Annotated in this window: 20 protein-coding genes; 12 read left to right on the top strand and 8 right to left on the bottom strand. The window is 64.1% G+C overall.

What is annotated here, in order from left to right; all coding sequences use genetic code 11:
• Positions 1-49 precede the first annotated feature (49 nt).
• The 3 genes from IPP28_00820 to IPP28_00810 are packed head-to-tail and all read left to right on the top strand — an operon-like array spanning position 50 to position 3,304.
• Positions 50-1,720, top strand: a complete 1,671-nt coding sequence (locus tag IPP28_00820) for an AAA family ATPase (protein ID MBL0039604.1) — start codon at positions 50-52, stop codon at positions 1,718-1,720.
• A complete protein-coding gene (locus IPP28_00815; protein ID MBL0039603.1) occupies positions 1,677-2,624 on the top strand; it encodes a general secretion pathway protein GspB in 948 nt (315 codons plus the stop codon). Before IPP28_00820 ends, IPP28_00815 begins: the two co-directional genes overlap by 44 nt.
• Entirely contained in the window at positions 2,624-3,304 is a 681-nt protein-coding gene (locus IPP28_00810; protein ID MBL0039602.1) for a rhomboid family intramembrane serine protease, read from the top strand. Before IPP28_00815 ends, IPP28_00810 begins: the two co-directional genes overlap by 1 nt.
• A 6-nt stretch (positions 3,305-3,310) precedes the next feature.
• On the opposite strand, the gene IPP28_00805 is transcribed toward IPP28_00810, so the two are convergent.
• Positions 3,311-3,838, bottom strand: a complete 528-nt coding sequence (locus IPP28_00805; protein MBL0039601.1) for a hypothetical protein — start codon at positions 3,836-3,838, stop codon at positions 3,311-3,313.
• 8 nt (positions 3,839-3,846) lie between these two features.
• Positions 3,847-7,005: a bifunctional proline dehydrogenase/L-glutamate gamma-semialdehyde dehydrogenase PutA gene (putA, locus tag IPP28_00800; GenBank protein MBL0039600.1), complete on the bottom strand. Its 3,159-nt coding sequence runs from the start codon at positions 7,003-7,005 to the stop codon at positions 3,847-3,849.
• 295 nt (positions 7,006-7,300) lie between these two features.
• Between putA and coxB the strand changes: the two genes are divergently transcribed.
• The 4 genes from coxB (at position 7,301) to IPP28_00780 (ending at position 11,451) form a co-directional block, all read left to right on the top strand.
• Positions 7,301-8,182, top strand: coding sequence for a cytochrome c oxidase subunit II (coxB, locus tag IPP28_00795; GenBank protein MBL0039599.1), 882 nt, complete (start codon positions 7,301-7,303; stop codon positions 8,180-8,182).
• Between the two features lie 25 nt (positions 8,183-8,207).
• Entirely contained in the window at positions 8,208-9,845 is a 1,638-nt protein-coding gene (ctaD, locus tag IPP28_00790; GenBank protein ID MBL0039598.1) for a cytochrome c oxidase subunit I, read from the top strand.
• A gap of 135 nt (positions 9,846-9,980) precedes the next feature.
• Positions 9,981-10,556 (top strand): cytochrome c oxidase assembly protein, encoded by a 576-nt coding sequence (locus IPP28_00785; GenBank protein MBL0039597.1) that lies wholly within the window; start codon positions 9,981-9,983, stop codon positions 10,554-10,556.
• Between the two features lie 16 nt (positions 10,557-10,572).
• The gene (locus tag IPP28_00780) at positions 10,573-11,451 is read left to right on the top strand and encodes a cytochrome c oxidase subunit 3 (GenBank protein MBL0039596.1); all 879 of its coding nucleotides are present in this window, start codon (positions 10,573-10,575) and stop codon (positions 11,449-11,451) included.
• A gap of 44 nt (positions 11,452-11,495) precedes the next feature.
• On the opposite strand, the gene IPP28_00775 is transcribed toward IPP28_00780, so the two are convergent.
• Complete coding sequence (locus IPP28_00775) at positions 11,496-11,708, bottom strand: twin transmembrane helix small protein (GenBank protein MBL0039595.1); 213 nt, start codon at positions 11,706-11,708, stop codon at positions 11,496-11,498.
• A gap of 66 nt (positions 11,709-11,774) precedes the next feature.
• Between IPP28_00775 and IPP28_00770 the strand changes: the two genes are divergently transcribed.
• From IPP28_00770 to IPP28_00750, 5 genes are read left to right on the top strand one after another with little or no spacing between them, the layout of a single operon-like run.
• Positions 11,775-12,506 carry an SURF1 family protein gene (locus IPP28_00770; GenBank protein ID MBL0039594.1) on the top strand — a complete coding sequence of 244 codons (732 nt, stop codon included), beginning with the start codon at positions 11,775-11,777 and terminating at the stop codon, positions 12,504-12,506.
• Entirely contained in the window at positions 12,503-13,048 is a 546-nt protein-coding gene (locus tag IPP28_00765) for a hypothetical protein (GenBank protein MBL0039593.1), read from the top strand. The genes IPP28_00770 and IPP28_00765 overlap by 4 nt, the downstream gene beginning before the upstream one ends.
• 7 nt (positions 13,049-13,055) lie before the next feature.
• Positions 13,056-14,042, top strand: a complete 987-nt coding sequence (locus IPP28_00760; protein ID MBL0039592.1) for a COX15/CtaA family protein — start codon at positions 13,056-13,058, stop codon at positions 14,040-14,042.
• Positions 14,043-14,049: 7 nt separating this feature from the next.
• Positions 14,050-14,973 carry a protoheme IX farnesyltransferase gene (locus IPP28_00755; GenBank protein ID MBL0039591.1) on the top strand — a complete coding sequence of 308 codons (924 nt, stop codon included), beginning with the start codon at positions 14,050-14,052 and terminating at the stop codon, positions 14,971-14,973.
• Between the two features lie 8 nt (positions 14,974-14,981).
• Positions 14,982-16,448: a rhomboid family intramembrane serine protease gene (locus tag IPP28_00750; GenBank protein ID MBL0039590.1), complete on the top strand. Its 1,467-nt coding sequence runs from the start codon at positions 14,982-14,984 to the stop codon at positions 16,446-16,448.
• On the opposite strand, the gene IPP28_00745 is transcribed toward IPP28_00750, so the two are convergent.
• The 5 genes from IPP28_00745 to IPP28_00725 all read right to left on the bottom strand — a co-directional run bounded on the left by IPP28_00745 (position 16,449) and on the right by IPP28_00725 (position 23,752).
• The gene (locus IPP28_00745; protein MBL0039589.1) at positions 16,449-17,765 is read right to left on the bottom strand and encodes a hypothetical protein; all 1,317 of its coding nucleotides are present in this window, start codon (positions 17,763-17,765) and stop codon (positions 16,449-16,451) included. It abuts the gene before it with no gap.
• Positions 17,762-20,200: a mechanosensitive ion channel gene (locus tag IPP28_00740; GenBank protein ID MBL0039588.1), complete on the bottom strand. Its 2,439-nt coding sequence runs from the start codon at positions 20,198-20,200 to the stop codon at positions 17,762-17,764. The genes IPP28_00745 and IPP28_00740 overlap by 4 nt, the downstream gene beginning before the upstream one ends.
• A gap of 18 nt (positions 20,201-20,218) precedes the next feature.
• On the bottom strand, positions 20,219-21,967 hold the full coding sequence (locus IPP28_00735) for a DNA primase (protein ID MBL0039587.1): 1,749 nt from the start codon (positions 21,965-21,967) through the stop codon (positions 20,219-20,221).
• Between the two features lie 38 nt (positions 21,968-22,005).
• A complete protein-coding gene (locus IPP28_00730) occupies positions 22,006-22,707 on the bottom strand; it encodes a hypothetical protein (GenBank protein ID MBL0039586.1) in 702 nt (233 codons plus the stop codon).
• Between the two features lie 79 nt (positions 22,708-22,786).
• Positions 22,787-23,752 carry a hypothetical protein gene (locus tag IPP28_00725; GenBank protein MBL0039585.1) on the bottom strand — a complete coding sequence of 322 codons (966 nt, stop codon included), beginning with the start codon at positions 23,750-23,752 and terminating at the stop codon, positions 22,787-22,789.
• Between the last annotated feature and the right edge of the window lie 13 nt (positions 23,753-23,765).

Raw genomic sequence — 23,765 nt, 5'->3', positions numbered from 1 at the left:
GTCGAGCAATCGACGGGGCGTTTCTCTTTTCGCAATTCTGATTTGCACCGTGAACTTGCGGTATCGCCATCAGTCTCAGTACCGCAACGCCATCGTCGACGAGCGCATGTACCTCGATCATTTCGAACTCAGGGAAGCGCCGTTCTCGATCACGCCGGATCCGCGTTTCGTGTATCTGACTGCGCAGCATCGGGATGCGTTGGCGCATCTGCTGTTCGGCATCAACCAGGGCGGTGGCGGCGGATTCGTGCAGCTCACCGGGGAAGTCGGCACCGGCAAGACGACGCTGTGCCGCCTGCTCATGGCCCAGGTTCCGGAAAACGTGCGCATTGCTCTGGTGTTGAACCCGATGCAACAACCGATCGAGTTGTTGCGCACGATCTGCGATGAGTTGCGCATCCTGCTGCCGAAGCGGACCTCCAGCATCAAGGTGTTGACGGATGCACTGACCCGGTACTTGCTTGAATCCTATGCCAGCGGCTTGCGTGTCGTGCTGATCATCGACGAGGCGCAGAACCTCTCGTTCGATGCCCTGGAGCAGGTGCGCTTGCTGACGAACCTGGAGACGCCCACTCAGAAACTGCTGCAAATCATCCTGCTCGGACAGCCGGAGTTGCGCGATGTGCTGTCGCGCCCGGAATTGCGGCAACTGGCACAGCGCATCACCGCCCGCTTTCATCTGGCGCCGCTCTCGGCCGACGACACGGCCACATACATCGAACATCGATTGGCCGTCGCCGGTCGCAAGCGCCCGCTGTTCACCGCCAACGCGTTGCGAGAATTGCACCGACGTACGCAAGGTTTTCCGCGCTCGATCAATGTCGTGGCAGACCGGGCATTGCTCGGTGGTTACGCCCGCTCGCTGGAACAGATCGAAGCGGACTTGGTTCGAGCGGCCGCGGACGAAGTTGCAGGGCCAACCATGGCGGCGCCGCGACATCGGCGGCACCTTGGCGTGATCGCAATCATCGTGCTGGTGCTTCTGGGGGTCGTGCTGTCGTGGATTCTCTGGTGGCCGCGCGTTGATGATCCGGTGATGCCGGTGACAACCGTCGCGGCGCCGACGTCGAGTCCGCCAGTCGCCCCATCGGACGACCAGTCCACTTTTGCCGCTTTTCCGTCTGCCGGACCAGCGGCCGATGTCATCGCGGGCTGGTGGAGCAGCCCAAGCCACGATGCGTCGGTAGGTTGCGGTGACGCGTCCTCGTCCGGCGCGTTGTGCGCGCGACTGCGTCTGAACGAGTCGATGTTGCGAGAGCTGAATCGGCCATTGGCGCTGAATTTGCGCGACCAGGGTGCGCGTCCGTGGTTCGCGTTGCGCCGTTTGAAGGCGCAGGCTGCGCAGATCGCGGGACCGAATCGCATCGCCAACCGGCGCTGGCAGGACATCGGTCCACGCTGGCTCGGCGATGCCATGCTCGTGGTACCGCGCCCGGCAGGTTACGACGGTGTCGTGATCTCCACCGGCGCAGAAGGCCCGTTGGTCGAGTTGATCCATGCGGCGCTGTTCGGCTTCGATCGCGTTGCGGCCAGGCTGCCCGCACGTTATGGCGACGACACTGCGGCGCGCATTCGTCGGCTGCAGGATCAATACGGCCTGAATGCCGACGGATTGGTTGGCCCCGAGACCATGGCATTGCTCATCGCGTTTCAGCCACAAGGTCCGCGTTTGTCCGATGGTGTCGATGCCGACGCTTTCGTTTCTGCTCCGCAACAGTGAAACTGCGCGCATGTCCCTGATCCACGAAGCACTACAGAAAGCCGAAGCAGAACGACGCGCGGGTGAGTTGCCGCCACTGGTTTCGGCGACACCAATGCGGCGTAGCCCCGAGGCCAGTTCGCGCAAGACCTTGTGGGTCATGATCGGGTTGGCGGTGCTGGCCGCGGCGGCCTATACCAACCGCGCGTTGATCATGCCCGCTGGCAATGAGCGAGCTGCGGCGTCCGCAGCTGATGCCGTTGCTGAAACCGCCCCACGCGAGCCCGCGATTGAGCCGGCGCCGGCGGAGCCCGTCGCGCGCAAGCCGCTGGCCCTGCGTCAGCCACCACCCGCGGCGCCCGCGACCGATGCATTCACCGCGGCCCAGACCGACGCGATCGCGGCGAAACTGGGGGCGGGACGCCATGCCGAACCCGAGTTGCAGGAAGCTCCGGAAGTCTCCGAATCCGCGGCCTCGGTCCCGGTGATCCCTGTCCCGGTTCCGTTGCCCATCGCCGAATCGAACGCGCCCGACGACACGCTCGCCGAAGCAGCGCAGGCCGAGATGAGCGAGCCGTCTGCCCTGCCGCCACCGGTGCCGAAAGAATCCGGAACACCGGTAACGTCTGTGACGGCTCCGCCGCCTTCCCAGCAGCCCGCTTCGCCTTCATCGCCGAACGGCAGCACCGCCGTGCCGATGCTGTTCGAACTCCCGCTCGCGACCCGGCAAGCATTGCCGCCGTTGAAAGTCACGATGCAGGTGTATCACCAGGATCCGACCCTTCGTTTCGCGATCATCGACGGCAAGCGCGTCAATGAACAGGGGGTCGTCGGCAACGAACTGAACCTGATCGAGATCGAGCGAGATGCACTGCTGCTTGAATATCGCGGCACCCGCTTCCTGCTGCCGCGACTTGGGCGCTGATGTTCGTCCACGTCCCGTCACGCCGCAAGCCGCGTCCAGCGATCGCGACCTATTTCCTGGTCGCGTTGTCGATCGCGATGTTCATCGCGTGGTGGGGGCAGTCGCCCGAGGCGCGTACGCGCTGGCTGCACTTGCTCGGTGTGCTGCCCAGCGACTGGGTGGCGATCGCGAGCCAGGGGTCGAAGGTCTTCGTGCTGCATGTCGTTCGACTCGCAACCGCGCTGTTCGTGCACGCGGACGGACTGCACCTGATCGGTAACCTGGTGTTCCTGCTGGTGTTCGGTGCATCGGCAGAGAAGCCGCTCGGCGCGCCGCGCCTGATCGCCCTGTTCCTGTTGTGTGGCATGGCGGCGAATCTGGTCGGGGCCTTGTGGTTCCCGGCCCAGTCGGCTCCGATCATCGGTTCCAGTGGCGCGGTGTCGGCCCTGGTGGGTGCCTATGCGACCCTGTTCCCGCGCTCGCGACTCGGACTCATGTTGCCGCTGGGCGCTTTCTTCGAATTCGTGCGCATGCCGGCCTATGGCCTGATCGGCTTGTGGGTTCTGGTTCAGGTCCTGATGTTCGTGCTCACGCCCGGGGGCTCGCCGATCGCCTGGCCGGTGCATCTGGCCGGATTTGCCTGCGGTGTCGGCTACGCATTGCTGTCGCGCGACGCGATCGCGCGACGATTGCGCAACTGAGCATGACTAAGGCTTTTGCGCCGCCTGTGCCTCGACCGGGTCGATGCATTCGACTTGTTCGAACAATGCATCCTTCACGATCAGCGGGTCACGCATCACCACGTTCGGCGCCGCATTCGCGACCTCGAAACGCGCACTGAACTTGCCGGAAATCACCGCTCCGGTCGCTGTGGGGACGATCGCGGTCAACGTTGCCGTCGTGTCTTGCGGCCGCCCGTACGCCAGTCCCGTGGTGGTGGCCATGCCATCGACGATGGCGCGCGCGCCCGGGGCATCGCCGCCCCGCTCGATCCCGACCTGGATGGTATGGGCGAGATCGTCGGTGAAGGTAAGCAGGTAGCGGCTCTGGTGATCCTTGCCGTCGCTGCGGATCAGGCATTCGAAGGACGCCGTGCCGCCGACGACCGGCTGATCGTTGACGGTCGCGGTGAAGTTGCGATCGGTCGGGGGCGCCGGTTGCGGTGGCGGGACTTCTCCGGCGCATGCCGTCAGCATCACGATGGATGCCGTCAACAGGATGACGCGCAGATCCATGATCGGCCTCATTCGCCGAGGGTCAGCAGTGAGGCATTGCCGCCCGCCGCCGTAGTGTTGACGGTCAGCGTGCGCTCGGTGACGAAGCGTGCGAGGTAATGCGGGCCACCGGCCTTGGGTCCGGTACCGGACAAGCCTTCGCCGCCGAACGGCTGCACCCCGACGACGGCACCGATCTGATTGCGGTTCACGTAGCAATTGCCGACCCGCACCGTGCGTGAAATCTTCTCGATGGTCGCGTCGATGCGCGAATGGATGCCGAGCGTGAGGCCATAACCGGTCGCATTGATCTCGGCGAGTACGGCATCGAGGTCCTTGGCGGCATATCGAATCACATGCAGCACCGGTCCGAAGATCTCGCGCTGCAATTGCTTCAGGCTGGCGAGTTCATAGGCGCGCGGCGCGAAAAAGCTGCCGTGGCCGGTCGTGCCGGGATCGAGCACGATCTGCTTGATCAGTTTGGCCTCCCGGTCCATGCGTGCGGCATGGGCGTCGAGGATGGCCTTGGCATCGTTGTCGATTACCGGGCCGATATCGGTCGACAGCAGCGCTGGATCACCGACCACGATCTCATCCATTGCGCCGGCCAGCATCTGCACGACCTTGTCGGCGATGTCTTCCTGCACGAACAGGATGCGCGCTGCCGAGCAACGTTGGCCGGCGGAACCGAAGGCCGAGCCGATCGCGTCTTTCACCAACTGTTCGGGCAAGGCCGACGAATCCGCGATCAGGGCATTCTGGCCACCGGTTTCGGCGATCAGCACGGCGATCGAGGCATCGCGCGCGGCGAGACTGCGATTGATCAGCCGGGCGGTCTCGGTCGATCCGGTGAAGGCGACACCGACCACGCGCGGATCCTTGGTCAGCGTGGCCCCGACCGTCGCACCGTCGCCCGGCAGCAATTGCAGGATGGCTTCCGGGACGCCGGCCTCGTGCAGCAACTTCACCGCGGCATGGGCAATCAGGTTGGTCTGCTCGGCCGGTTTTGCGATCACGGCGTTGCCGGTCACGACGGCGGCTGCCACCTGGCCCATGAAGATCGCGAGCGGAAAATTCCACGGACTGATGCAGACAAAGATGCCACGGCCATGCAGCGACAGCTGATTCAGCTCGCCGGTCGGGCCCTTCAGGGTTTCCGGCGTGCCCATCATCCTGCGCGTGATCGCGGCGTAGTAACGGCAGAAGTCTGCGGCTTCACGGACTTCGGCAATCGCATCCGACAGCGTCTTGCCGGCTTCGCGCACCGCCAGGGCCATGAACTCGGCACGACGCGCTTCGAGCAGGTCGGCGGCGTGTTCGAGGATCTTGGCGCGCGCTGCCGGCGGCGTCGCGTCCCAGGCGGCCTGCGCCGCAGAAGCATTGTCGAGCGCGATCGCAACGCCTTGCGCATCGGCGGGGGTCCAGACGCCGATCTGCTGGCGACGGTCGGCCGGATTGGTGACCGCCAGCGTGGCCTGCGTCGCGCGATAGCCCGGCACCAGCGGTGCGGCGCTCCAGGGTTGCACAGCCGCATTCATCTGCGCGGCGAGTTGGCGCAGGTCGTTGTCGTTCGCGAGATTGATGCCCATGGAATTCTTCCGTTGGTCGCCGAACAAGCGGGCCGGCGTATCGATGCGGGGATGCTGGAGGGTCTGGAACTGGGACACGACTTCGGCCGGGTCCTTGACGATATCGGTGATCGCCTGGCTCTCGTCGACGATGCGGTTCACGAAGCTGGTGTTCGCGCCGTTCTCGAGCAGGCGGCGCACGAGATAGGGCAGCAAATCCTCATGCGAGCCGACCGGCGCGTAGACGCGGCACGGAATGTTCAGGTTCTTCTCGCCGACGACCTCGGCATACAGGTCGGCGCCCATGCCGTGCAGGCGCTGGTATTCGAACGGCTGCCCCTTCGAGAAATGATGGATGGCGGCGATGGTGTGCGCGTTGTGGGTCGCGAACTGCGGATAGAACAGCTCGCCGTAGCCGAACAGCTTGCGCGCACAGCCGAGGTAGGCGACATCGGTATTCGGCTTGCGTGTCCATACCGGGAAATCGACGTGGCCGTCGACCTGGGCGCGTTTCACTTCCGAATCCCAATACGCACCCTTGACCAGGCGCACGCACCAGCGCCGGCCGCTTTGGCGCGCCTGCTCGGCCAGCCAGTCGATCACCTGTGGGCAGCGCTTCTGGTAGGCCTGGATCGCGAGGCCGAATCCGTTCCAGCCTTCCAGCGACGGATGCCGGAACACTGCGCCGATCACCTCCAGCGACAGCTCCAGGCGATCGGCTTCTTCGGCATCGACGGTCATGCCGATCTTCTGCGCCATCGCCAGTTGCGCCAGCTCCAGCAGCATCGGCGTCAGTTCGGCCTTGACGCGGGCGCGCTTGGCGACTTCGTAGCGCGGATGCAGGGCCGACAACTTGACCGAAATCGAAGGCGCCTCCAGCACCGATGCGAACGGACCGCGGGCGCCGATCGAGAGGATCGCGGCCTTGTAGGCCTCGAAGTAGCGTGCCGCATCGGGGCGCGTCAGCGCCGCTTCGCCGAGCATGTCGAAGGAATGCCGATACGCGCGGCCGTCCTTGTCGCGAGACCGATCGAGCGCCTCGCCGATCGTGCGGCCAAGCACGAATTGGTGGCCCATGATGCGCATGGCCTGACGCACCGCGAGGCGCACCACCGGCTCGCCGCTGCGGGCGACCAGGCGCTTGATCGCGCCGAGGAAGTTCTGCTGGGTTTCCTCGGCCAGCGAAATCAGCTTGCCGGTCAGCATCAAGCCCCAGGTGCCGGCGTTGACGAACAGCGACGGACTCTTGCCGAGATGGCTGTTCCAGGCGGCGTCGCCCAGCTTGTCGCGGATCAGCTTGTCGGCGGTGTCGGCGTCGGGAATGCGCAGCAGGGCTTCGGCCACGCACATCAAGAGCACGCCTTCCTCAGAAGACAGGTCGTATTCGCGCATGAAGCTCTCGACCGCGCTTTGCTGCGCCGCCTTCGCGCGCACGCGCTGCACGAGGTCGCCGGCGCGGGCAAGCACGGCGTCGCGTTCGGTGGTCGGCAAGGTCGCTGCATCGAGCAGCGGCCTCAATGCAACGGCTTCATCGGCCGCATACGCCGCCGTCATCGCCTGCCAGAGAGAATCGCCCGGAGCCGGCAGTTCAGCGGAAAGTAGGGCAGAGGATTCGGTCATGGCAGGCGGGATCGGTCGCGTGGTGCGCGCCGCGGGGCGCGCGAGGGCGCGTAGTGTAGCGAGGCCGGCGGGCCGCGACGCGAAGGTTTGCGGGCAATTGGCCCGTGTTTCGGTTGCCCCTGCAGGCGGGCGGCCACTATCATGCGCGACCCCAGCGCGGCGCGCGCGTGCTCGATCGCGCCGCAAGGCGACTCCGCCAAGCTCGGGTCCGAATGAGATGCACCGGCTGCAAGTTTGCAGCCGGTGTTGATGGGTTTGAAGAACTGAGGCCGGCACGTCCGGATTGGGTGACAGAATGAAGCGAATCGGCATGGGTTTGTCGCGGCTCGGCATCGCCGTCGCCGCAATGGCGTTCAGTCTGCCGGGCATGGCCGCGGTGGATCGTTGGAAGCTGAACATGACGCCCGGCGTGACCGATGTGTCGCAGCAGGTGTACGGCTTGCACATGATCGTGCTGTGGATCTGCGTCGTGATCGGCATCCTCGTGTTCGGTGCGATGGGCATCGCGATGTTCCGTTTCCGCAAGTCGCGCGGTGCCGTGGCGGCCAAGTGGGCGCACAACGACAAGGCCGAAGTGGTGCTGACCATCATCCCGGTGCTGATCCTGGTCGCAATGGCCTGGCCGGCGACCAAGGTGCTGATCGAAATGGCCGACACCCGTGACGCCGAGATGACCATCGAGATCACCGGCTACCAGTGGAAGTGGGGCTATCGCTACGTCGACTCTGGGGTGAGCTTCATCAGTTCCCTGGCCCGCGACAGCGACGATACGCGCCAGCTCGGTTCCGGCATGGATCCGAATACGGTGAAGAACTATCTGCTCGACGTCGACCGTCCGCTGGTCATTCCCGCAGACACCAAGGTGCGTTTCGTGATCACCGCCGGCGACGTGATCCATGCCTGGTGGGTGCCTGCGCTCGGCTGGAAGCAGGATGCGATTCCCGGAATCATCAATGACCAGTGGACGCTGGTGAAAGAGCCCGGCCTCTACCGTGGCCAGTGCGCCGAACTTTGCGGCAAGGATCACGGCTTCATGCCGATCGTCGTGGAAGTGAAGCCGAAGGCGGAGTTCGAGCAATGGCTGATCGCGCAGCAAGGCGCGAACGCCGAAGCCACCGCCCCTGTCGCCACCCCCGCCGAGCCGGTTGCAGCAGAAGCTGCGCCGAGCCAGGGCTGAACACGAAGCATTCTGGAGATCAGTCATGGCCCATGACGCAAGCGCACACCACGACGACCACGATCACAAGCCGCACGGCTTCGTGAATCGCTGGCTCTATGCCACGAACCACAAGGACATCGGCACGATGTACCTGGTGTTTTCGCTGGTCATGTTCTTCATTGGCGGCCTGATGGCGATGGTCATCCGCGGCGAGCTGATGTACCCCGGCCTGCAGCTGGTCGAGCCGGAGTTCTTCAACCAGATGACCACTATGCACGCGCTGGTGATGATCTTCGGTGCAGTCATGCCGGCCTTCGTCGGTCTCGCCAACTGGATGATCCCGATGATGGTCGGTGCGCCGGACATGGCCCTGCCGCGCATGAACAACTGGTCGTTCTGGATCATGCCGTTCGCATTCACGACGCTCCTGCTGCCGCTTGCGCTGAAGGTGTTCTTCGGCATCGGTGGCGGCGGCCCGGCCGGAGGCTGGACCCTGTATCCGCCGCTGTCCCTGCAGGGCGGCGATTCGGTCGCGTTCACGATCTTCGCCGTGCACATGATGGGCATCAGTTCGATCATGGGCGCGATCAACATCATCGCGACCATCCTGAACATGCGCGCCCCAGGCATGGACCTGCTGAAGATGCCGGTGTTCGTCTGGTCGTGGCTGATCACCGCCTTCCTGCTGATCGCGGTGATGCCGGTGTTGGCCGGCGCCGTGACCATGCTGCTGACCGACAAGTTCTTCGGTACCACCTTCTTCTCCGCCACCGGCGGTGGTGACCCGGTGATGTTCCAGCACATCTTCTGGTTCTTCGGGCATCCCGAGGTCTACATCATGATCCTGCCGGCCTTCGGGATCGTGTCGGAAATCATCCCGACCTTCTCGCGCAAGCCGCTGTTCGGTTACCAGGCCATGGTCTATGCGATCGCGTCGATCGCCTTCCTGAGCTTCATCGTCTGGGCGCACCACATGTTCACCGTCGGCATGCCGCTCGGCGGCGAGCTGTTCTTCATGTACGCGACGATGCTCATCGCGGTACCCACCGGCATCAAGGTGTTCAACTGGGTGTTCACGATGTGGCGCGGCTCGATGACCTTCGAGACCCCGATGCTGTTCGCGCTCGGCTTCGTCATCCTGTTCACCATCGGTGGCTTCTCCGGCCTGATGCTGGCCATCGTGCCGGCCGACTTCCAGTATCACGACACCTATTTCGTGGTCGCGCATTTCCACTATGTGCTGGTGACCGGCGCGATCTTCTCGATCATGGCCGCGACCTACTACTGGCTGCCGAAGTGGACCGGCCGGATGTACAACGAGACGCTCGGCAAGTGGCATTTCTGGCTGTCGACGATCTCGGTGAACGTGCTGTTCTTCCCGCAGCACTTCCTCGGATTGGCCGGCATGCCGCGCCGCATTCCCGACTACAACGTCGCCTTCGCGGACTGGAACTTCGTGTCGTCGATCGGTGGATTCGCGTTCGGTGCGACCCAGTTGCTGTTCGCGTACATCATCTGGGACTGCTCGCGGAACAAGGCGCTGCCCAAGGCGACCGAACAGGTCTGGGAAGGGGCGCATGGCCTGGAGTGGACGCTGTCCTCGCCGCCGCCGTATCACAGCTTCACCACGCCGCCGGAAATCAAGGACAGCATGCTCGCTCACGGCGACGTGACGCATTGAGGCTGCTGCGATGATGTCGAGCGACAGCCGCGAACTCGAAACCCGCCGTGCCGCTGCCAAGCGGACGGCGTGGATCGTCGCGGGTGTCGTCTTCGCGATCTACGGCTTGTTCTGGCTGGGCGGTATCGTCGGCGCATGAACGACGCGACACTCAAGCAACGCAATGCCCGCGTGCTGCGCTGGGCGCTGGCGGCGACTGCCGGCGCGTTCGCATTCGGTTTTGCGCTGGCGCCGTTCTACGACGTGTTGTGCGAAAAGGTGTTCGGCATTCGCCCGAGCCAGACTGCCGGCGAAGTGGCCGCGTGTGCGGCGGGCGTGGTGCAGACGCGCGAGTTGCTGGTCGAGTTCGATACCAGCATCAGCCCGGAACTGCCGTGGCGCCTCGATGCGGCCAAGAAATCGGTCAAGGTGCGGCCTTGCGAGCCCGCGACCGTGACCTTCACCGCGACCAATGATGGCCGTGTCGCCCTGAGTGGTCGCGCGATCTTCACGGTCGCGCCGTCCGAAGCGGCGATCCATCTCAGCAAGACGGAATGTTTCTGCTTCACCGAACAACGCCTCGAAGCCGGGCAGTCGCGCGAGATGCCGGTACGTTTCGTGATCGACGATCAGCTTCCAGCGGAGGTCAGTCGCCTGACCTTCCGTTACGTGTTCAATCCGGTGGCGGAACCGCTCGCGATGACGAGTGCGGTGTCGTCACCCAACAGCTAAACCATCGGGGACCATCATGGGCCAGACAGAGACGCACGATCCGAACATCTACTATGTCCCGCACGGCAGCCGCTGGCCGATCATCGCCACGCTGGCGCTGTTTACGACCATGATCGGCGCCGCGCTGACGGTCAACAAGTCGGCTGGCGGACATTACGTGCTGTACGCCGGTATTGCGGCACTCGTCTTCATGCTGTTCGGCTGGTTCGGCGACGTCATTCGCGAGTCGGTGACGGGGTTTTACAACCGCCAGGTCGACATCAGCTTCCGCATGGGCATGATCTGGTTCATTTTCTCGGAAGTGATGTTCTTTGCAGCCTTCTTCGGCGCGCTGTTCTACGCCCGCATGTTCTCGGTGCCGTGGCTCGGCGGCGAAGGTGATGGCGCACTGACCCACGAATTCATCTGGAACGGCTACAGCGCCGCCTGGCCGACCAATGGTCCGGCAAAAATCGGCGGCACGTTTGAAACCATCGGCGCCTGGGGCCTGCCCTTCCTGAACACGCTGATCCTGCTGACGTCAGGCATCACCGTCACCATCGCGCACCACGCACTGCGCGCGGGCGAGCGTCGCAAGCTGCTGGTCTTCCTCGGTGCCACGGTCGCCCTCGGTGTGCTGTTCCTTTATTACCAGGCCACCGAGTACTACCACGCCTATCACGAGCTCGGCCTGACCCTCGGCTCCGGCATCTACGGCAGCACCTTCTTCATGCTTACCGGTTTCCACGGCATGCACGTGACGCTCGGCACGATCATGCTGCTGGTGATCTGGTTCCGTTGTGCCAAGGGCCACTTCTCGCGCGACCAGCACTTCGGCTTCGAAGCCGTTGCCTGGTACTGGCATTTCGTCGACGTGGTCTGGCTCGGACTGTTCCTGTTCGTCTACGTGCTTTGATGTCATTTGCCCGGAGCATCGCGGCTGACGCCGCGATGTCTTCCTCAGCGCACGACGATACCGTGCGGTGAAATCCAGCCCATCCAGATGCCGATGCCGACGAGCGCGAACAGCGCGACTGAAATGGCGATTCGGCGGGTCAGGGCGTTGACAGTGCGATTGGTCGTGCCCTTGTCGGTGATCATGTAGTACAGGCCGACACCGAGGTTGTAGACGATCGCGATGAACACGATGACGATGAACAGTTTCTGCCACATGACCGACACCTCGACTGCCTGCTCCGCGACTGCGGGCGAGCAGTATAGGGCGGGGTGACAGCGGCGATGTTGGCGTTTCGTCAACCCCGGTCTTGGCTGTTGCTGCTGTTCATCGTGGCCGAGATCGGATTCGTCGCGGCGGCACGCTGGCAGTGGCAGCGCGGTGCGTTCAAGGACCAGCGCGCGCGTGAATTCGCGGCTGCGCTGGCCGCTGACGACGCGTCGTCGCCGCTCGACTTCCCGGCGCTGGATCGACTCCCGGGCGATTTCGCCGCAGCGCACCTGCATGGGCGCCTGCTGATCGACCGCGTCTACCTGCACGACAACCGCATCGTCGAGGGCGAGTATGGCGTCGATGTCTACGTGCCGCTTGCGATCGACGGCGGCTACGTGCTGGTGAATCTGGGCTGGGTCGCCGCGGATCGATCACGCCGCATTTCGCCGGTCGTGCCGTTGCTGTTGCCCGATTTCGATGCGCGCGGTTTGATCGCGCCAGCGCCAGCTCCGGGCCTGATGTATTCCGGTCGACTTGCGCCGGCGCCCTCGCAGCCCGAACAGCTGAGACTGGATATCGATCCGTTGATGATTGCGCAGGAAGCGCCTCGTCTCGAACCGATGCTCGATCGCGTGTTCTGGCCCGCGCCCGAATTGGCGTCGCCGTTCCGTCGTGACTGGAAGCCGTCCGGCATGGCGGCCGATCGTCACCGCGGCTACGCGCTGCAGTGGGCAAGCTTCGCGGTGGCAAGCCTGATTCTGTTCCTGATGTTCCATTTGCGTCGCAAGGAAGTCCGTCCATGACCGATGTCCGCAGGGGCCGTCGCACGCTGGTGTTCATCGCGCTGGTATTCGCGGCGCCGATCCTGTTCGCCGCACTGCTGGCGTTCTCCGGCTGGTTGCCGGAAGGGCGCCGCAACTATGGCGAACTGGTCGATCCGCCGGTGCACCTCGAACAGGCGGGCACGCAGCGGGCGGGCGGGGAATTCGCGTGGGCGACGCCGCAGTGGCATTGGACCCTGATCGTCCGTATTCCCGATGCCTGTGACAGCCTCTGTCGACAACGCCTCGACCAGGTCGGCAACCTGCGCATCTCGCTCGGCCGGCATGCCGAGAAGCTGCGTATCGCGATCGATCGCCCGCTGCCTGCGGATGGCGTGCTGAGCGCGGCCAGCGGGGTCTATGCGCTGGCCGATCTGCCGGGTGTCTTGCCCGAGCGCCTGTATCCGGCGCGCACCGATCTCACTCTGGCTCTGGTCGATCCGGCCGGCTACTTGATGCTGCGATATCCTGAGCAGGCCGATCTGAAGCGCGTGCGCAAGGATCTCGGCAAACTGATTCGTTGAAGGGTTCATGATGATTACTCCCCTGTTCCGTCGCTTGTCCTGGTTTGCCGTTGCGCTCGTGTTCGGCGTGATCCTGCTGGGCGCCTACACCCGCCTGTCGCATGCCGGCCTCGGCTGCCCGGACTGGCCGGGCTGTTATGGCGAAGCCACCTGGCCCAATCATGAAGCGGAGGTGGCGGCCGCGAATGCCGCCCATCCGGACCGGCCGGTCGAGGTCCACAAGGCTTGGAAGGAGATGGTGCACCGCTATTTCGCAGGGCTGCTGATGCTCACCACCTTCGTGCTGGCGGCATTGGCCTGGCGCAATCGTGCGCATCTGCCGCAGCCGCGGCGCGCGGTGCTGTTTGCGGCGGCCTTCATCCTGTTCCAGGCGGCGCTCGGCATGTGGACGGTGACCTGGAAGCTCAAGCCCATCGTGGTGATGGGCCATCTGCTCGGCGGCATGGCGACCATGGCGATGCTGGCCTGGACCGCGTTGCGCGCGAATGGCGTGCATGGCGGTGCAACGGTGAAGCGCGGCCTGATCGTGGTTGCGCTGGTGCTGGTGTCGCTGCAGATCGCGCTCGGCGGCTGGACCAGTGCGAACTACGCGGCCTTCGCCTGCGCGACCGACTATCCGACGTGCCTGCAGCAGTGGTGGCCGGCGACGGATTTCCGCGAGGCCTTCGTGCTCTGGCGTGGCATCGGGGTCGATTACGAAGGTGGCGTGCTCGACGGTCCGGCGCGCACGGCCATCCATCTGACGCATCGCTGGTTCGCAGTCCTTGTCGCCGGACATGTGCTGGTGCTGGCACTGGCCGCGATGCGCCAACCGGCGACGCGCAGCTATGGCCGGGCCATCGGTGCCTTGCTGGTCCTGCAGATCCTGCTCGGCATCGCCAACGTGAAGTTCGGCTTGCCCCTGTGGGTTGCGACGGCCCACAACGGCATTGCTGCGGCCCTGCTGTTCTCGCTGGTGGCATTGCTCGCGCGCACCACGCCGGCGCCGCGCTGAGTCCGCAATGGCGCTATTCCGACAGTTCGCCCAGTTCTGGGCGTTGACCAAGCCGAACGTCGTCGCCCTGATCGTGTTCACGGCGGTGGTCGGCATGTTCCTCGCCGTGCCAGGGCTGCCGCCCTGGCGAGAAGCCATCGTCGGGTGCATCGGCATCTGGCTGGCGTCTGCATCGGCTGCCGCGATCAATCACCTGCTCGACGCACGCATCGACGCGGTGATGGCGCGGACCGCACATCGACCGCTGCCGACTGGGCAGCTGACGCCGCGCCAGGTGCTGTGGTTCGCGCTCGGCATCGGCGCGTTGTCGATGCTGTTGCTGGTCGCTTTCGTGAACGTGTTGACCGCCGTGCTGACGTTCTGCGCCCTGATCGGCTACGCGGTGATCTACACCAAGTACCTGAAGCGGGCGACGCCGCAGAACATCGTGCTCGGCGGTGCCGCCGGCGCCGCGCCGCCGGTGCTCGGCTGGGCCGCGGTGACCGGGCACGTGCACCCGCATGCGCTGCTGCTGTTCCTGATCATCTTCATCTGGACACCGCCGCATTTCTGGGCGCTGGCGATCTTTCGCCGCGACGACTACGCGCGCGCTGCGGTGCCGATGCTGCCGATCACCCATGGCGTCGAATACACGCGCTGGCACGTGCTGTTCTACACGATCCTGCTGGTGATCGTGACCCTGTTGCCGTGGCTGACCGGCATGAGCGGCGTGATCTACCTCGGCGGCGCCGTCGTGCTTGGCGCCGGCTTCCTGTACTACGCCGTACGCCTGATGAACCCGCCGAACGAGTGGTTCGCGATGGAAACCTTCCGCTACTCGATCATCTATCTGATGGCCTTGTTCGCCTTCCTGCTGATCGACCATTACCTCGCCGAACCGCTGCCGATGCAGCACGCGCCGGCGGCTTTCGGGTTCGAGAAAGTCGGCTAGAGATCGGCATGCTGATCATCCCGCTGCACAAGAAGCCGACCCTGTCGACGTTTCCATGGATCACCGCGCTGCTGGTGCTGATCAATGCGTTCGTCTATTTCGGGCTGCAGCGGCCGGACGACGCGCGCCAGGCGCAAGCGGTCGGGGCGTATGCGTCCAGCCGATTGGCCGAGATCGAGCTGCCGGTCTACCGCGACTACATCGAGCGCGCGCCGGGCATTGCCTGGCGGTCGCGCTGGCAGCAGTTGCCGCCGTCGATGCAGACGCAGGTGCTGGCGCTGCAGATCAACAATGACGACGCGTTCCTGGTCTTGCTGCGCAGCGATCGTGCGATTGCACCGGCACATCGCGATTACGCGGAATGGAAACCCATGCGCCAACAGTTCGACGCCGGCTGGCGCTCGTCGTTCACCGAGCGGCACCTGTTGCGTCAGTCGGAGCTGGATCCGGCGCGATTGTTCAGTTCGATGTTCCTGCACGGCGACAGCGGGCATCTGATCGGCAACATGGTCTTTCTGGTCATTCTCGGACTGGTCGTCGAGCCGGTGCTGGGTTCCTTCGGATTCCTGCTGCTGTACCTGCTCGCCGGCATCGGTGGCGGCCTGTTTTCGCTGGGCTGGCGTTGGGGCGACAGCGGCGGGCTGCTCGGTGCGTCCGGTGCCATCGCCGGATTGATGGGCGCCTACGCCGTGCTCTGGGGCCAGCGGCGCGTGCGCTTGTTCTACTGGATCTTCATGATCTTCGACTACACGCGGGTGCGCGCGCTGTGGCTGCTGCCGATCTGGTTCGGCTGGGAATTCCTGCAACTGCTGATGGCGCCGGACGCCGGCATCGGCTTCGACGCGCATGCCGGTGGCATCCTCTCGGGCGCCGCGCTGGCCTATGCGGCCACCCGGTTCAAGCGCGTGAATCTCGCCTATCTCGACGAGGAAGAGACACGTGATCGCCGCGCCGAAGAACTTGCGGCGGGTCTTGCCGAACTCGGCAAGCTGCAACTGAACGCCGCACGTTCACGCTTCGACGCAATGATCCAGCGGCATCCCGAGGATCCCGACATCATCGAGCCCTGGCTGCGCAGCTGGTTGTTCGCGAAGGACAGCCGCGAAGCGGCGACGGCGACGGCACACGCGCTCGACTGGCGTGCCCGTGGCCGCGCCGATGCGCAACGCCAGCATCGCTGGCTCGGAGAGTCGATGAAGGCGCATGCACCGCGGTTGCCGGCGTCTGCGCCGACCCTGATGGCGCTGGCTGCGCGTTGGCAGCCGGTCGGGCTGCTGGCCGAATCGCACGCTGCGCTTGCGGCGATCGAAGCGGTCGAACCGACGCATCCGCAGCTCGCCGCCGCCTGGTTCAAGCTGGCCCTGGCGCATCAGGAACAGCGCGACGACGCCGCCACGCGTCGCGTTCTGGCGCACCTGCGCCAGCGCCATCCGGACTCGCCGGAAGCGGGGAAGGCGACCTTGTTGCTGGGTTGATCAGTCCCCGACGCCCGGCTTCGCCGTTTGCGCGAGCGCCGCAAGAAATTGCAGTTGCGCATCGATCTCGGGCATCAGCGGGTCGTCGGGACGGAAGGCCTTGAGCTGGGTCAGCAGCTGCAGGGCCTGGTCGTCGCGATGCAGTTTTTCGGTCAGCAGTTTCGCGGCGAACAGGTAGTTGCGGGCGATGTCCTTGTGTTTCGGCCAGCGCTTGTGGAAACCGGCGATCAGCTTCAGTGCCAGCGGATGCTGGCCGATCTGCGAGGCACGCTGGGCCAGGCGATGGGTGTCGTCGGCGATGTCGGCGCTGAAGGCCGGATCGAGCGCGAAACTCTCCTGCAGGATCTCGATGCCGCGTTTCAGGTTGTCCTGTGCCAGCAGCACCTGCACATAGCCTTGCGCATGGCGCAGCAGTTCCGGCGTGTCCTGCTTCGCCTTCAGCAGCTTGCGATAGTGTTCGTGCAGCAGCACGGTGCCGCCGCGGGTCGCGATGTGTTCGCGCAGGCGCGTCGCGGCCTCGTCGGCGCGGCCTTCCTGGATCATGAGCTCGGCCTCGTCGACCAGTCCCTGGTCCGGATCGGCGCGCAGCGCCTGCAGCTTCTTCGGTGCTTCGTCGCGCTTGACCTCGTGACCGATGCGGTCGGCGTACTGGTAGACCAGGTAGCCCATCAAGTGGAAGCTGGCGACCAGGACGAAATGGGTGACGAACCAGGTCAGCAGGAAGGTGACGATGCCGGGCACCATCGGAATCGCTGCGGCAAACGACTGGGCGCTGGCGCCGCCGAGCTGGTACAGGCCGCACAGGGCCGCGACCGCGAAATAGGGCCCGCCAAAGGCCTGCATCAGTTCCACCCAGCTCAATGGATTCAGCGCCGCCCACAGGTTGTTGGTCATCGCCAGGGTGATCGTCGCGCCGGGAATGGCGACGACCACGAACAGGCCCCAGAGCAGCATGCCCGGCACGCCGAGCAGCAGGCCGAAGCCGAGCATGCCGAGCACGAGCATCAGCCACAGCAGGATCTGCAGCTTGATCTGGTCCCAGGCCTGCGACTCGCCGACCTGCATGCTGTATTCGGGCGCATCGACCCGACCGTGTGCAGTCACCACCAGCACTTCGGCGGCGTACTTGAGAATGCCCGCCCACAGCACCAGCGACACCACGGTGCCGCCGATCCAGCCCAAGGGCAGCAAGTCCGCCAGGCGCAGCACCGTGAACAACAGCACATTGGTGATCGCGCCGGACTGCAGCGGATACTTCGAGATATCGCCGAGGCGCTGCCAGAACGGGACGATCGGCGGGGTAGCGGGGGTGTTCATGCAGTGGGCGGTTCCGTGCGTTGTGCGGCTGCGGATTGTGCAAGCAATGCCGCCGTTTCGGGAGACAGGCTGCGCAGGTGCAGGTCCTGTTGCGGATAGGGAATGGCGATGCCGGCGACGCGCAAGGCCTGCAGCACCGACAGGCCCATCTGGCTGCGGATCGCCACCCAGTCCGACTCCTCGCGTGTCCAGGCGCGCAAGGTGAAGTCGAGCGAGCTTGCGCCGAAGCCGACGAACAGGGCCGCCGGCGCCGGCTCGGCGATCAAGCCTTCGGTCTGTGCGGCCACGTGGCGCAACAAGGTCAGTACCTGTTGCGGATCGCTGGCATAGCCGACACCGATATTGATCTCGATGCGACGACTGCTGTTGCTCAGCGTCCAGTTGGTCAGGCGGTCGGACAGCAGCATGCCGTTCGGCACCACCACGTCGGCGCCCTCGAAGGTGATCAGCCGCGTCGCGCGCAGGCCGATGTCGCGCACGCGCCCGGTCACGCCATTGATCTCGACCACGTCGCCGGGCTGGATCGGCCGCTCGACCATCAGGATCAGACCGCTGACGAAATTCTTCACCACGTCCTGCAGGCCGAGGCCGATTCCGACGCCAAGCGCGCCGAACACCAGGGCCAGCTGACTCAACTGGAAGCCGGCGATCGCCAGTGCGACCAGCAGGCCGATGCAGATCAGTGCGTAGTAGCTCAGGGTCGAGACACTGTGCGCGACGCCGCGCGGCAGGGCCATGTTCGGCAACAGGTCTTCGGCCAACAAGTCGCGCAGCGTGCGTGCAATCCACAGCGCGATCCAGACACTCAGCGCGAACAGCGCGACGGCACCGATCGACAGCGTGGCGTCGCCGAGCACGATCCGATAGCCGAGCACGCGGGTCGCGAGTTCGTAGGCCGGGCGCAGGATGCGGAAGGCATTCAACGTCGCCAGCAGCCAGATCAGCGCCATCGCCAGACCACCGAGCGTGATCGCCGCGCGTTTCAGTGAACCGGCGCGCGCGCTGATCCGTGCCGGCACCACGTCGGCACCGCGGCGGAATACGGTATCGGACAATGCATGTACCACCGCCGCGACCGCGGCCAATGCCACCGCGAGATAGGTCGCGTCGAGCAGGCCATCCAGCAGCACCGTCGCCAGCGCCATGCTGCCGACGCCATTCGCGACCAAGGCCACCGCCGCCAGCACCGCCGAGCCGCACAGTAGCCAAACCGTGCGCGTGCTGGCCGACGAAACCTCGACGTGGCGGCGATGCCGGCGTGCCAGCCACAGCAAGCTTACGATCAGCAGCGTGCTCAAGGCCGCGAGTGCGTAGCGATAGGTCAGCGGATCGATCGCGAACAGCGAGGCCGCAAAGTTGAGGGCGTAGAACACGGCGCTGATCCACGCCCACGGCCCGATGGCGCGGCGCACGATGCTCGGCAACAGGCGCAACACCGGCAGCCACGCGATCAACAACGTGGCCTGGTGACGGATCACCGGCCCGTCCCAGTTGTAGATCAAGGATGCGATCGCATACAGCACGATCCAGGCTGCGAATGGCCGCGACAACACCGCCAGGGTGGCGTCGGCGACGTGTTCGCGACGGGCGCGGGCACGCGTGCGGCGCGAGATCCAGATCAGCAGCGGCAGCAGCAGGAGCATGCTCAGCGTCATCACGTTGCGATTGCGCCGGAAGCGGTCGTCGTAGTCCTCCGCAAAGGCGCTTTCGATCGCGAGACCCTGGCGCGCGATCTCCTGCGAATTTGCATGCGTACCCGAGTGATGCGCCGCCCACAGGGGCGTGCTGTCGAGGCGCATCAGGTCGCGGTCGTGCAGGCGAATCTGCTGCCGCGCGCGGTCCAGCCCGGCCGCGATCTCGTTGCCGACCGTGCCTGCGGATTGGCTCAGCCTGAGCAGGGCGGCGCCGGGCTTCGCGATTGCTCGTTGCGCGGCGTCGAGACGCGCCAGCACCTGGCGTGCCCGTGTCGTCCACGGCGTGTCGGCGCCGGTATGAGCGGTGAGTGTGGCCTGCCAGTTCAGTTGGCGTGCGGCGAGCGCCTCGGTGTCGGCGGACAGCGGCTGGATCGCGGCCTGAACATCGCTGCGCCAGCGCTCGAGATCGCGTGACAAAAATCGCCAGTGCCGTTCCAGCGATTCCAGTCGGCGAATCGGCAAGGCCTCGACCTGGACCGAGCGCAGCGCTTTCTGCAGCCGTTGGTGCGAGGCGTTCAGTGCCTGCAGCCGCTGTTCCAAGGACTCGGCGCTGCCGCTGCCGATCGCGCGTCGCTGCACGCTGTCGGCGAGTTGCTCATCGGCCTCGGCACGTTGGGCGATGTCGATCACCGTGATCGCGGTGGCGGTGTTCGCATCCGCTGCAGGCGCCGCGACTTGTGCCCGGCCTACGCCGGCGGCGACGGACAGCAACAACAGCAACACACTTCGGCATGCCCGCATCTTCACGATCTCCTTCCCTCAGCGCTTCGACTTGCTGGCGAGTGCTGCGCGCAACTCGCTCTTCTCGGCCGCGGACAGCGGAAAGCCGGACTCCTGCTTGGCCAGCAGTTCGTCGATGCGTTGCTGCAAGGTCTGGCGGTTCAATTGCTCGCAGGCATCGACGAATTCGATGCGCCAATGTTCCGGTGCCGACGGGAAATCCATTTGCGCCAGTTTTGCCAACGGCTCGTAGTCGTCGCGACCTTCGAACTGGCTGAGCAAGGTCGCGGTATTCATGTCCGGGCGCGAACGGCACAGCGTGATCAATTCCATCAGCAGCGGCACACCGGGCTGACGCAAGGCGCCGAACACGTAGGGCGGCTCAAGCGCCATCGCGACATCGGGCTTCTGCACCAGCAGCGCGACCGCAGCGCGCACGACGCTGCGTTGCTGCGGCGGCTTGCTGAAGGTGCCGCGCGCCTGGGTCATCGCGTGCACCTGCGCCGCCGCGGTCGGCGACACCGGACCGATGCGCTGCATGCCGGTGCGTTCCGACAAGCTTTGCTGCATCAAGTCGCGGAACGCGCCATCGGGAATCTGGGCGAGCAGCGGCTTGGCGCGTTCGGCCAGCCGCGCCTTGCCTTCGAGGCCGCGCAGGTCGATGTCCTTCGCGAGTTCGGCGAAGAAGAATTCGGACAGCGGCGTCGCTTCCTTCAGCCTCGCTTCGAAGCCGTCCGCGCCTTCCTTGCGGATCAGCGTGTCCGGGTCTTCGCCGTCGGGCAGGAACAGGAACAGGGCCTGGCGACCATCCTTCATGCGCGGCAGCACCGACTCGACCGCGCGCCATGCGGCGCTGCGGCCGGCCTTGTCGCCGTCGAAGCAGAAGTACACATCGGCGGAGTTGCGGAACAACAGTTCGGCGTGATCCTTGGTCGTCGCGGTGCCGAGCGTCGCCACCGCCTGGGTGATCCCGAACTGGAACAGCGAGATCACGTCCATGTAGCCCTCGACCACGATCAGCCGCGGGATCTTGCTGTGCGACTGCCGCACCTGGTGCAGCGCGAACAGCTCGCGACCCTTGTGGAACAGCGGCGTTTCCGGGGAGTTCAGATATTTCGGGCCGTCGGCCTCGCCCATCACGCGGCCACCGAAGGCGATGATGCGGCCGCGCCGGTCCTGGATCGGGAACATCAGCCGATCGCGGAACTTGTCGTAGACACCGCCGCGCTCGCCGGTCGAGAGCATGCCGGACACGTCCAGCGCCTTGAGGCGGCTGTCGCTGGTCCCGATGGCGTTCTTCACGCCATCCCATCCGTCCGGCGCGTAGCCGAGGCCGAAGCGCTGGATCATCGCGGCATCGAGGCCGCGCTTCTCCAGGTACTTGCGGCATTTCTCGCTGCCGGGCAACTGCTTCTGGAACCAGCGCGCCGAGGCATCGAGCACCTCGTACAGTTCGGCGAACTGGTCCTGCGGGCCGCGCGCCATGCCACCTTCGAACGGCACGGTCATGCCGACCCGGGCGGCGAGATCTTCGACCGCATCGACGAATTCGAGGCGGTCGTAGTCCATCAGGAACTTGATCGCCGAACCATGCGCGCCGCAGCCGAAGCAGTGATAGAACTGCTTGGCTGGGCTGACCGAAAACGAGGGCGAGCGTTCGTCGTGGAACGGGCAACGCGCCGTGTAGTCGCGACCGGCGCGCTTCAACGGCACGCGCGACTCGATCACCTCGACGATGTCGACGCGCGCGAGCAGGTCATCGATGAAGCGGTCGGGGATGCGCGCCACTGCGGTCAGCTCAATGATGTCGCGGGCGGGGAGGAGTTCTAGCTTTCAAAGCCATCAGCGAATAGCGGCGGCGGCGGTGATCGATACCCGGCAACTATTGGCGCAACTAGAGTTGCAGTTTGGGCATTGTTCGCATTGCTCGAATTTCCGATCGGACGACCCTGGACAGGATCGGCGCCTATGGTAATGGCGGGGTTTGAGTAATACGGAACTTTGAAGCAAGGAGGCGATCCGCCACAAAATCCGGTATACGCCATTGTCGTAACGAAACCCATTGTGTGACTAGCGTCAGGATACGCAACGTGTCCGTACGACCACGGGTACGGCGGGGTAAAACCAGATGATTGATAGTGATGAGCCATACCCAGGACATGGCCAACCTCATGGGCGAATGTGAGCCCCCCCAGGTCGGCTTGGTGATACATTACAGCGAAAGCGATTGATTCACCTGAAGTTGGGTTGGAGTTGCCATATGCTACTCCCGCAATGCCGCCCGGCGATTGTTCGCCGATCTGGACAACTATGTCAGCAAAGTATGAGTTTCTGTCGTCTTGTACGAACTGATCCAGTCGAATCCCATTAAGATCAGAATTGTAATCGCCGCTGTCGATCCTTCCGGACGGCTTAGCATTTACCATTCGCACGGTCACGTTCGATACTCCGGAGTTCTGAAATACTTCATTCATTACGTTCACCTGATGCGCCGCATAGCTGCGCATCAGAGATACGTCACCATTCATTGCAATAGAAAATTGTTGTGTCCAAAATACAATGACATCACGACAAACTCAAGGCTGAATCGTCTTCGACGCCCAGCCTTCATCTTCCGTCGGCAATTCCGCCATCAATTACGTATGGCTGGATCACATAGATATTTTTGCCGGTAAAAACAGTGAGATATAGGGAATCCGGAGTTGCGGTTGCAATGACAGATTGTCCGGGTTCAAATTCGCCAGCCCAAGTATAAGAGGTGCCATTTCCGTAGCTTCTATTGAGTCTCGCTATTCTGGGTGAATTATTTGGCAGAGAAATTAGAAGCTCTGCTTCCGGTGTTTCTGGATTTGGCAATGTGGGCTGCAGGAAAATTACTTGGGGGTCGGTGACTACCGCCCATTCCTTTGGGTCAGCGTCTCCAGACGTGGCAGACCAAGCAAGGATTGGACTGGGTGCATCAGCAGAAGCGTTGACGGCGGTCAACGATGCCAAGAGAAAAATAGCTCCATTTTTGCGCAATGTAATAAGAGCAAGGACTGCAATAAAAATTGCCATCATTACTTTCCCTGTAAGTGAAAAAATTGGTATTTTGCTGAATTGCTCAAATCCCGTGATTTGGCCGTACACAAGGTTGTTGTCAGGCGCCGGGTCCGTCGTCGAAGAAAATATCTGGACTCGGGTGGTCGTTGAAATTGAATCAGCGACGATTAAACCAGGCACCGTCAGTTCACATGAAGTCGTCGTATTTGGCTGAATTGTTCCGAAGTCGATATTCCAAGCCCAATAGTCGATTCCTTCAGAAGGGTTTGATGCCCACGTTAAAAGGAACGGACACGTTCCCGAGTCAGGATTAGGAGGGGGGATAATCAATGGATTGAATGACGAGCTAAATGCAACAACGTTCGGCGCTTCATCTGGTCCGTCGTTCGCGACGGTGATCCGAAAGGTGATGGGTTGGTGCAGCTCAACGGCGAAACCTGGCCAAGCCTCGACGGTGAGGTGAACGTCTGCAGTGGCTGCGGCCCCCAATCTGCTAACTAACAATGCACACCAGAATAGTAGATGTCTCATGGCGTCTTCCTTG

The sequence above is a fragment of the Lysobacterales bacterium genome (genome assembly GCA_016721845.1).
Classification (GTDB): domain Bacteria; phylum Pseudomonadota; class Gammaproteobacteria; order Xanthomonadales; family Ahniellaceae; genus JADKHK01.
The sequence above is the reverse complement of the archived record's forward strand: the minus strand, read 5'-3'. Positions and strand labels throughout refer to the sequence as shown.

What these genes read in the sequence shown, in the direction of transcription:
- IPP28_00755 (MBL0039591.1), top strand. Translation starts at nt 14,050, where the DNA reads ATGGCGCTATTCCGACAGTTCGCCCAGTTCTGGGCGTTGACCAAGCCG.
- ctaD (MBL0039598.1), top strand. Translation starts at nt 8,208, where the DNA reads ATGGCCCATGACGCAAGCGCACACCACGACGACCACGATCACAAGCCG.
- IPP28_00770 (MBL0039594.1), top strand. Translation starts at nt 11,775, where the DNA reads ATGTTGGCGTTTCGTCAACCCCGGTCTTGGCTGTTGCTGCTGTTCATC.
- IPP28_00810 (MBL0039602.1), top strand. Translation starts at nt 2,624, where the DNA reads ATGTTCGTCCACGTCCCGTCACGCCGCAAGCCGCGTCCAGCGATCGCG.
- IPP28_00785 (MBL0039597.1), top strand. Translation starts at nt 9,981, where the DNA reads ATGAACGACGCGACACTCAAGCAACGCAATGCCCGCGTGCTGCGCTGG.
- IPP28_00750 (MBL0039590.1), top strand. Translation starts at nt 14,982, where the DNA reads ATGCTGATCATCCCGCTGCACAAGAAGCCGACCCTGTCGACGTTTCCA.
- putA (MBL0039600.1), bottom strand. Translation starts at nt 7,005, where the DNA reads ATGACCGAATCCTCTGCCCTACTTTCCGCTGAACTGCCGGCTCCGGGC.
- IPP28_00730 (MBL0039586.1), bottom strand. Translation starts at nt 22,707, where the DNA reads ATGAATGGTGACGTATCTCTGATGCGCAGCTATGCGGCGCATCAGGTG.
- IPP28_00745 (MBL0039589.1), bottom strand. Translation starts at nt 17,765, where the DNA reads ATGAACACCCCCGCTACCCCGCCGATCGTCCCGTTCTGGCAGCGCCTC.
- IPP28_00805 (MBL0039601.1), bottom strand. Translation starts at nt 3,838, where the DNA reads ATGGATCTGCGCGTCATCCTGTTGACGGCATCCATCGTGATGCTGACG.
- IPP28_00775 (MBL0039595.1), bottom strand. Translation starts at nt 11,708, where the DNA reads ATGTGGCAGAAACTGTTCATCGTCATCGTGTTCATCGCGATCGTCTAC.
- coxB (MBL0039599.1), top strand. Translation starts at nt 7,301, where the DNA reads ATGAAGCGAATCGGCATGGGTTTGTCGCGGCTCGGCATCGCCGTCGCC.
- IPP28_00815 (MBL0039603.1), top strand. Translation starts at nt 1,677, where the DNA reads ATGGTGTCGATGCCGACGCTTTCGTTTCTGCTCCGCAACAGTGAAACT.
- IPP28_00725 (MBL0039585.1), bottom strand. Translation starts at nt 23,752, where the DNA reads ATGAGACATCTACTATTCTGGTGTGCATTGTTAGTTAGCAGATTGGGG.
- IPP28_00780 (MBL0039596.1), top strand. Translation starts at nt 10,573, where the DNA reads ATGGGCCAGACAGAGACGCACGATCCGAACATCTACTATGTCCCGCAC.
- IPP28_00740 (MBL0039588.1), bottom strand. Translation starts at nt 20,200, where the DNA reads ATGCGGGCATGCCGAAGTGTGTTGCTGTTGTTGCTGTCCGTCGCCGCC.
- IPP28_00760 (MBL0039592.1), top strand. Translation starts at nt 13,056, where the DNA reads ATGATGATTACTCCCCTGTTCCGTCGCTTGTCCTGGTTTGCCGTTGCG.
- IPP28_00765 (MBL0039593.1), top strand. Translation starts at nt 12,503, where the DNA reads ATGACCGATGTCCGCAGGGGCCGTCGCACGCTGGTGTTCATCGCGCTG.